The following is a 7677-nucleotide window of genomic DNA, read 5'->3' on the forward strand; positions in this document are numbered from 1 at the left end:
CAGGCTGAAAAATGAAACAGGTTGAATTGGATGTTGCTGTGTCTTCCCAAGCTCCTACGGAGTGGAATCGCTGGGTATATGAGAACAGTCAATATGCAGGGGCCCGGCAATTGGCATGCCGGTCTAAACTTTATGAAATTGAGCACGATGGGAAAAGTATCTTCCTTTCTTGTGAAAAGTCGAAAAACCGTGTTGCTGGCGCCTTGATCAGTTGGATACCCCCACAAAATAGTTCCGTACTCAGAAATATTATTTCCTTAATCACAGGGGTTGGAAACGGACGGTTGGTTGTTTTTGAGGGGCCCGTGATATCCGAGCAACGATTTGAAGTATTGTCGTCGTTGTTTCTCGCGGTGGATGATGTCGCAAAAAGCATGCGGGCGAGTTCGATCACATTCAATGCTCTGCCGGATGCCTATGTCGCCAAGGGTCAAGATTTCTGGGAGGGTACATTCTTAGCTTCAGGATATGAGAAGCATGATTGGTTGACCTCTGTTGTTAACTTGCAGACAGAAGAAGATGCCTATTTTAAGTCACTTCGTGCTAAGGAAAGAAATACGATCCGAAAGTGTCAGAAGGCAGGGGTCTCCATGCTTAAGTGTGATACCCTGGAGTTATATTTAGAGGACTTCTGCCGAAATTATTATGAAGGGCAGTGGTCTGACGAAAGGCAGGAGAGTTGTGAGAAGCAATGGGAGCATTATGATCCCGATCACTTCTCTTTTTTCGTTGCCAAGACAAGCGATGGCGAGGTGCTGGGCACACTTGGAACATACCATTTTGCTGGTTATGTAACGGTTCGTTTGATTAATCGGACAGCAGTTTGTAGGCAATTGAAGCTGCCGGTTCAGGATTTTTTGCATTGGTCAGTGATGAATCATCATAGACGCCAGAGAGACGCATGTTTTGATTTGGCAGGTGTAGCTCCTAGCCCTGCTGGTGAAAAAGAAAAGGGTATTCGTTTTTTTAAGGAAAAGTGGGGAGGGGCTCTTCGCCCAGCACCTTCTTTCTTCAAGGATCGGAGGCCTTCATGGCTGACTCTATTACATAAAATTCTACTAGTTTAAGGTTTTGGGGAGGAGGTAAGTTGAGTTCACTGATTACAAGTACTTTTGTACGAGATGTTAAATGGTTGACCCTTGCTCAATTGTTTATGCGTGCAAAGGGCTTGATTATTATTCCCCTTATGACTCATGCCCTCGGCTCTGTCGATTATGGTGTCTGGACGCAACTCTCTGCTGTTGCTGCCTTGTTTATGCCATTCGTGATCTGGGGAATGAACCGCGGGTTCATACGTTATGCATCTGGGCGTGATACTTCAGAACAATTATCTCTTTATCATGCATGGCTAATTTTCATAATTGCTGCAGTGTCTTTTATCGCTCTGCCGATTGCTGTATTTCGACAGGAAATTTCAGATTTTGTATTGAATGGTGCAGATGGTGATGGAAATTTAGTTCTTTTCGCAATCTTGTTCTGTTTGGCGAATGCTCTTTTCCAAACCTATACTGTTTGGCTTCAGGCAAGTGGGCAATCCGGTCTATTTTCTATTGTGCTTGTTGTGCAGAGTATATTTTCTCTATTTGCGATTATTGGCTATTTGATCGTTCAGGGGTCTTTGTTTCTCTTGGTATCTTTGACTGTTGGCGCAGAGATTTTTTTGGTTTTCTCGTTATTGTCATACCAACTTTATAGACATGGCTGGCATAGACCGGATTTTAGCCAACTGAAATTAATTTTTCTGTTCAGCTATCCTTTAATGCCAATCACCTTTGCAAATCTTGGCATAAATTGGGGAGATCGAGTTGTCTTACTTCAGTATATGACGATTTCAGATATTGGGGTTTACAATCTGTCGCATGCCTTGGGGATGATGCTTGTTCAGACAGTGACGCAACCTTTTCGCTCCTATTATCCTGCCAGAGCAACAAAGCTGTACAAAGATGGTGCGATGGAAGAGTTACAGAAGCTGTATAACCTATCGGCAGGCAGTTTGATGATCTTCTATGTTCCTGCGGTAATCGGACTATTCTTTGTTGCGTCAGATTTTATTGCAATTATGGCCCCAGAAGAGTTTTCTCAAGGGTCTGTTTTGTTACCTCTGCTTTTTGCAGGATATGCGATTGATAGAATGTGCAGTTACAATCAACAGCAGTTGGAATGGAGTTATCGACCTGTCTGGATAACGGTTTCTTTGTTTGGTTGCTTTGGCGTTAATTTCACGCTCAATACCCTGTTGGTTCCTCATTATGGATTGTTAGGTGCAGGAGTTTCCAGTGTGCTGGCTTTTGCATTGCGTTACCTCTTCATCTGGGCGCTTGTGCGTCGGAAAATGCCAGTGAGGAATAGCCTTGGCTTTATTCTTCGGATTTTATTCTGTGGATTTGGTATGGGCTTAAGCCTTTTCCTAGTAGAGCACTTTTTTGTCCCAATGGGGATTGTGCAATCCAATCTATTGATGCTTATTCTCTATGTGTCCTGTGGAGCGTCAATATACCTTCTTACTCTGCTATTGTTTGGTGTCATCCCTCGTCAGAACTTGGGGTTGTGTCTTCAAAAAGCACTGAGAAAATGAAACAACCCTTTCCAGTATTTATGAAGTAGTAATTGAGAATGAAACAGTCTTTTAATGATCTGCTTTTGCGTTCAGGATTAGAACCTCAAGCTAAACAGCTGATAGGTCAAGGTGGGCAATTGGCCACATATTTAGTCGACGTCAGGAAGCAGAAAGCTAACGGGCAGACGAAAGTTGTTATTAAAGAAACCCTGGCTGATCGTGATTTAGCTTCGATCTATGGATATTCTGTGGAAGCGATGCTAGAAGGCGAGGCTCTTTATACAAAGGTGTTGGGTGCAGTGGGCTTGGGACCTTCAATTATATCGAATACCGATGGTGTTGTTATTCGTGAATACTCCCAAGGTTCCACACTTTCTGAGCTGTTTCTTGAGGCTGATAACTTACAGGCAAAGATATATTTGGAGGAGTCTTTCTTGTTTCTTGAGCGTGTTTTATCAGTCGTACAAAAAGAGGATTTGTTAGGATATCTTGATTTTAATTGCAACAATATTCTTAGGGATGAATTTGGTAAATTTTCACTGATTGATCATGAGTGGTCTATTTTACAGTATAAAACCCATGAAGATCTTTCTGTAAATACAATTTACAAATATATCCGAAGCATAATCCGTTACGCAAAAATAACTTTTGATGAGATCTTTGAGTGCTTGGGAAAGCAAACCGTCCTTTCACAGTATTTCACCCGTGTTCAGGTACAGCTGGCCACTGGGTATTTCAATGTGAATGATATACCTTTCCAGCAATCCCTAAGAAGTTGTGACGAATTGGTTAAACTTTTGCAATCTAGGCAAACAAGCACTCCTCTTGAGATTTTAGATAAGCTGTGTGTCAAAATGAGTGCTCAATCAATTCGATATTGTTTTGGGCGTCGATACGATGCCTTGTTTGAAGAGCAGGTATATAAGGAAAAAGATATTGATTTGTTTGTACATCCTGATGACTACGGGTCATTTATTCTGCTGGCCCAAGAGATCGGTTTTACTCTTTATAATTTAACAAAATTTCTATATTTCAGTGAAGCGACTGGTCAGGTCGTCTTCTTGGATCTGTGCTTAAGAACCGTTAAGGATGCACCAGATGTACAACAGATTGTGGAAAATTCTGTCGTTAGGTGTGAGCGCTATATCATATCCGATGCTGACTTGTTCATATTGCTAATCATAAATTCAGTAAGTCAAAGAAAATCAATATCTTCAAAATATTATGATTTCCTTCAAGGGTTTTTAATTAGAAATAGTAACGGAGAACCTTATGTAGAAGAGGCCTTGGGGAAAGCATTTGGGGTAGACAAGATCACAGAAATCCTGAACGGAGTATCAAGTGGACAGTGGTCTGATCTGGCCAAGCTTACGCTGAACTCTGCTGAGCGAAAGGTTGCTGAATGCGGGCTGCGTAATTGGCTTGTGCTTCAGATGACTTCCGGACCACGTTTGATCGCGATGTTGGGTGTTGATGGGGCGGGAAAAAGTACGACAATCTCAACGGTGGAAACGGCTTTGAAAGATGCAACGTTCCGATCAGAGGGGTATTATCTTGGGTGTTATTATCCTCCTTCCGGTCGAGGGCAGTCTTTTATTTTACCAACTGACTGGTTGATGGTCACGGCTTATAATCTTTTGCTGTGGGCTCGAAAGTTTCAGCTTGCACCGAAAAAGTTGATTTCTACGAAGGGATCTCCTCAGAAACGTGACGCTAAAGAATTTTCCTATGAAAAAGACATTGACGAGGAAGAATGGATTCCTCCATTAGAAAAGGGTGGAGAGTGCGATTCTTTTGTCTTTCGCCTTTTCGCTTGGCTGCTTGTTCTTGATTCCATGCTAATGGGAGTTAAGTTAAGGCTTTCTCAGGGATATAGTTTTATTTTTACGGATCGTTATTTTTATGATCTCGTTACTTTTCTTGGAGAAAGGCATTTTTTGTCCGGTGTTATTGCACGTTATTTCATGCCTGATACCGCCTTATTTATGTGTGCCTCTCCACAGGTTCAAGCTACTCGTGAGCCAAGACACCCTCTTTCAGAAATTAAAAAGAATCAAGCGCTCTACAGATCAATCCCAGAGATGAACCCAGATATCAACTGGCATGAGGTTTCAACTGAAATGCCTAGGGGAATTGTAGCTCAAAGAGTTTTGTTTTTGTGCATGTCTGCTAGGAGGAAAAGGGTTTTCTTGAAGCTGGTTGGTAGCATATTTTACAAAGTTGGTCAGAGGTTTCGACGTTTAGGTTTAAGTCGGGACAAAATTTCGTAGTGTAGTTATAACTGCAAGGGTGACACGGCCGAAATGGAGTGTGCGTTCCCTGTGTGTACAAGTTTCAAAATGGGCTTTTAGATACAAGATTGGATGAATGTTAAAAAATGAACCAGCAAATTACTTACCCATATATTGTAAAGATTTTACAAAACTATATCTCTCCCAACGACAAGGTGCTTGAAATAGGCTGTGGCGCAAAACAATATCGTGAATACCTGCCTAAGTCTGAATACTATGGTTTAGACCTGCCGCAGAGTTCCTATGTTGACGAAGCGCCTGACTATCCTTGCTCGGCCGAGGACATGCCTGTAGAAAATGAAAGCTTTGATTGTATCTTTGGTGTTGCAACCTTTTATCTGCACGGTGATCCGGACAGGACATTCCGGGAATGTTATCGTGCTTTGAAACCTGGTGGACGCTTTATTGTCTTTGATTACAAGCAAAGCCTTCTTAAGAAGATTAAGACTGATAAGCGTTATACCCATGTCCAAACTTGGGGCGCTTCTGAGCTATCAAACCGATTGTCTCTGGCCGGTTTCTCTGAGGATGGCTTGCAGAACATCAGTGGTATGGTTGATTATTGGGATTATCCAAGTGCAGTACGGCTTTTAGTCCGTTCAATAAAACGCCTGTTAGGGCTAGAGGTTTCCAACTGGTTGATCATTTATGCTGAGAAAAAATGACATCTTCTGCCTTTCTCTTTTATGGTAGAAGATTAATGATAGAAATGTTCTGGCGGGTATGTTTTTTATTGGGTGCAGGATGATAAGTTGACAAAGATAAACCCTAAGAGACTGTTGGTGATTCTCTCTGACCCTCTAACTCCTCTTCTAGAAAAGGGGGAGGTTACGGCCCGCTATTATAATCCAGGTGATGTGTTCTCTGAGGTGCATATCCTATTGTTGAATGATGATAAACCGGACGCCTCCGCCCTTAAATATATGGTCGGAGAAGCTAGAGTTTTTATCCATAACTTTAATTTACCATCAAAGATAAGTGTTAAGAGTTTCGGTTGGCAAACGCCTCTTCTAGAAAGGTTTTTGCAAAGAGTTTTGCCAGTCATACAGGATATTGCGCCGGATATTTTGCGCACTCATGGGTTGAGTTTGGAGCTCTTGGTTGCTCGTATGTCTAAGAGGAGATTTGGGATTCCACATGTGGCTAGTATTCACACAAATCCACATCAACCTGCTCAAAATGTTTCTTTGGTGCGTCGCTTTTTTGTGAGTGGTTTGGATAGACTGAGATCTCAGGTTCTTAAGGAGGCTGATGAGGTCTTACCAGTTTATGAGCCGGCCGTGCCCTTTTTGCAAAGCCTTGGTGTTAGCGATTTTCAAGTTTGTTATAATGTTTTGAATCCGTCTGCGATAAAACGAAAAGCAGACTATAAGCTCAATAAAACGGTAAAAGTAGTTTGTGTCAGTCGCCAATTTCAAACTAAGGACCCTTCAAATTTAATAAGGGCTGTAGCTGTTATTGAAAATATGCATCTCACGCTTATTGGGGATGGAGAGTTACATGAGGCGTTGGCGAGGCTGGTTAATGATCTTGATATTAACGACCGTGTTGAATTTATTCCATCTATAGAAAACGGGGATTTATGCCGGTTGCTTTCTGAGTTTGATTTCTTTGCGGTTCATTCTGATCATTGGGAGGTTTCAAAGGCTGTTCTTGAAGCTCTTCTTTCGGGGCTGCCAGTTATAATTAATAAATTGCCTGACTATCAAATTCCAGAACTTTCTGAGGAGTTATGTGTTCTTGTTGAGAATTCAGAAGAAGGATATCTTGGAGCTCTAAAGAAGTTGATTGGAGATGATGTCAAAAGAGAAGAGTTAGGTCGAAATGCTGCCCGTGTTGCTTGGGAGCGCTGGGATCCTCAAAAATCAGAAGCCGCTTATCAGGATATCTATAAGGATTTGCTTGGAGGGTAAATCTCAGGTATCAAATAGGTATACTGAAGCAATATACTCACTTGTTAGGTTGTACGAATTTTCTAGATTGCGTCTTCTCCTACCTATGTTTAGCGCTTGTATTTAAATAGATGTGATCGAATGCTATTGTCATCCAATTATCTCAACAGAATTCAAGATAAATTTTTCCCAGGTTTGCTGAGGTCACGCCTTTCGTCAGCAGCGAGGAAGTCAAGTCTTCGCGGTCCGGCATTTCTATTGTCTTTTGATTGCGACACCTACAAAGACGCCCACGTGGTGGGAGAAGTGCATAGGAAGTTAACGGATATCGGAATTATGCCAATTTATGCAGTGCCGGGTGAGGTTCTAGTGGAGGGAGCTGAGGCCTATTGGAGCATTGCTGAGAGTGGTGCGGAGTTTATCAATCATGGGCACTATAAGCATTCACGTCTTCTCGATGATGGAGAAACTTATGAGAGTTGGAATTTTTATGATCAAATAAGTCGAGATGAAATGAAAGAGGATGTCCCTTCTACCCATAGGTGAACAACATACCACCTATAAAAAGAATCTAATGTTTGACTATCAAACCAAATCATTCCTGGCAAGTATAATAATGCTGCAAACAATAGCCCCATGGTCAATACCAAAGCTGTTGTTGTTTGTTTTTTTCCTGTAAATAAGGTCATTAAAATATTAAATAAAAATGCCAACACATTAACTACCACTAAGTAATCCAATGGTCTAGGAATTTCTAAAAATTTTCGTCCTTCCCACCAGTTAAAATGGTAAGCAATAACTGCGGCTACTCCTACAGCCAAAAAGCTCAACAATTGAATAATTGCCAATTTAGGCGAGTACAATTCGTTTTGTGCCTCTTCGGGAATAATGTAATAGGCAGAACCCATAAAACCTAGCAGTAACCAACAAACCAACA

5 protein-coding genes and 1 pseudogene are annotated in these 7677 nt (G+C 41.7%); 5 read left to right on the forward strand and 1 reads right to left on the reverse strand.

The annotated features are described in order from the left end of the window. The first annotated feature begins 11 nt into the window (after positions 1-11). The 5 genes from Q0241_RS14805 (at position 12) to Q0241_RS14825 (ending at position 6761) form a co-directional block, all read left to right on the forward strand. Positions 12-1067, forward strand: coding sequence for a hypothetical protein (locus Q0241_RS14805; RefSeq protein ID WP_299378840.1), 1056 nt, complete (start codon positions 12-14; stop codon positions 1065-1067). 20 nt (positions 1068-1087) lie between these two features. Beyond that, entirely contained in the window at positions 1088-2575 is a 1488-nt protein-coding gene (locus tag Q0241_RS14810; RefSeq protein WP_299378842.1) for an oligosaccharide flippase family protein, read from the forward strand. 38 nt (positions 2576-2613) lie between these two features. After that, on the forward strand, positions 2614-4827 hold the full coding sequence (locus Q0241_RS14815) for a hypothetical protein (RefSeq protein ID WP_299378844.1): 2214 nt from the start codon (positions 2614-2616) through the stop codon (positions 4825-4827). Between the two features lie 107 nt (positions 4828-4934). After that, positions 4935-5513 (forward strand): class I SAM-dependent methyltransferase, encoded by a 579-nt coding sequence (locus Q0241_RS14820; RefSeq protein ID WP_299378846.1) that lies wholly within the window; start codon positions 4935-4937, stop codon positions 5511-5513. An 87-nt stretch (positions 5514-5600) separates the two neighbouring features. Next, positions 5601-6761, forward strand: a complete 1161-nt coding sequence (locus Q0241_RS14825) for a glycosyltransferase (RefSeq protein ID WP_299378847.1) — start codon at positions 5601-5603, stop codon at positions 6759-6761. A gap of 473 nt (positions 6762-7234) precedes the next feature. Here Q0241_RS14825 and Q0241_RS14830 read toward each other — a convergent pair. After that, positions 7235-7677: pseudogene (locus tag Q0241_RS14830) on the reverse strand (cbb3-type cytochrome c oxidase subunit I); the annotation flags it as partial.

Source organism: uncultured Kiloniella sp. (assembly GCF_937128705.1).
GTDB lineage: Bacteria > Pseudomonadota > Alphaproteobacteria > Kiloniellales > Kiloniellaceae > Kiloniella.

Excerpts from the sequence above, each read along its gene's own strand:
- Q0241_RS14805 (WP_299378840.1), top strand. The coding sequence starts at position 12 with ATGAAACAGGTTGAATTGGATGTTGCTGTGTCTTCCCAAGCTCCTACG.
- Q0241_RS14815 (WP_299378844.1), top strand. The coding sequence starts at position 2,614 with ATGAAACAGTCTTTTAATGATCTGCTTTTGCGTTCAGGATTAGAACCT.
- Q0241_RS14820 (WP_299378846.1), top strand. The coding sequence starts at position 4,935 with ATGAACCAGCAAATTACTTACCCATATATTGTAAAGATTTTACAAAAC.